Source organism: Caballeronia telluris (assembly GCF_001544495.1).
Lineage (GTDB): Bacteria > Pseudomonadota > Gammaproteobacteria > Burkholderiales > Burkholderiaceae > Caballeronia > Caballeronia telluris.
Genome location: NZ_FCNZ02000135.1, coordinates 1 through 984 on the forward strand (window position 1 = coordinate 1; position 984 = coordinate 984).

3 protein-coding genes are annotated in these 984 nt (G+C 62.1%); all 3 read left to right on the forward strand.

Annotation, left to right across the window (positions count from 1 at the left end):
- Positions 1-195 (forward strand): succinate dehydrogenase, cytochrome b556 subunit (locus AWB66_RS32565; RefSeq protein WP_456151194.1); only part of this gene is annotated, 195 nt, incomplete at its 5' end.
- Positions 196-199: 4 nt separating this feature from the next.
- On the forward strand, positions 200-568 hold the full coding sequence (gene sdhD / locus AWB66_RS32570; RefSeq protein ID WP_087634059.1) for a succinate dehydrogenase, hydrophobic membrane anchor protein: 369 nt from the start codon (positions 200-202) through the stop codon (positions 566-568).
- 3 nt (positions 569-571) lie between these two features.
- Positions 572-984, forward strand: a 413-nt coding sequence (locus AWB66_RS32575; RefSeq protein ID WP_125469894.1) for an FAD-dependent oxidoreductase, incomplete at its 3' end; no start/stop codon positions are given.

Here is a 984-nt window from a genome sequence, read left to right on the forward strand (position 1 = left end):
CCCATCGTCAAGATCATCGTGCTCGTGCTGTCGTGGGCGTACCTGTTCCACTTCTGCGCGGGCATTCGCTTCTTGCTGCTCGATACGCACGTCGCGGTGCACAAGGAAGGCGGCAAGCAGACCGCGCTGTCGGTGCTGATCGTCTCGTCGTTGCTGACGCTCGCCGTCGCGCTGAAACTTTTCGGAGCCTTCTAAAAACATGGCAGCTAACAACAGAGTCGGCCCGAAGCGCCTTGTCGTCGGCGCTCACTACGGTCTGCGCGACTGGCTCGCGCAACGCGTCACCGCGGTCGTGATGGCGGTCTATACGCTCATCCTGCTGTTCTGGTTTTTCGTCGCCCGCGACTTCTCGTATGAAGGCTGGGCGTCGATCTTCGCGCTGCAGTGGATGAAGCTCGCTACGTTCGTCGCCTTGCTTTCGCTCTTCTATCACGCGTGGGTCGGCATGCGCGACATCTGGATGGATTACGTGAAGCCGGTCGGGATTCGCCTGTCGCTTCAGGCGTTGACCATCCTCTGGCTGGTCGCTTGCGCCGGCTACGCTGCACAGATTCTCTGGAGAGTTTAAAGAATGGCTGCAATCAAGACTTCCCTGCCGCGTCGGCGCTTCGACGTGGTCATCGTCGGCGCGGGCGGCTCGGGCATGCGCGCCTCGCTGCAACTCGCGCGAGCCGGCCTGTCGGTCTGCGTGCTGTCCAAGGTGTTTCCGACGCGCTCGCACACGGTCGCCGCGCAAGGCGGCATCGGCGCCTCGCTCGGCAACATGAGCGAAGACAACTGGCACTATCACTTCTACGACACCATCAAGGGCTCCGACTGGCTCGGCGACCAGGACGCGATCGAGTTCATGTGTCGCGAAGCACCGAACGCGGTGTACGAACTGGAACACATGGGCATGCCGTTCGACCGTAACGCGGACGGCACGATCTATCAACGTCCGTTCGGCGGCCACACGGCGAACTACGGCGAGAAGCCAGTGCAGCG

Excerpts from the sequence above, each read along its gene's own strand:
- sdhD (WP_087634059.1), top strand. The coding sequence starts at position 200 with ATGGCAGCTAACAACAGAGTCGGCCCGAAGCGCCTTGTCGTCGGCGCT.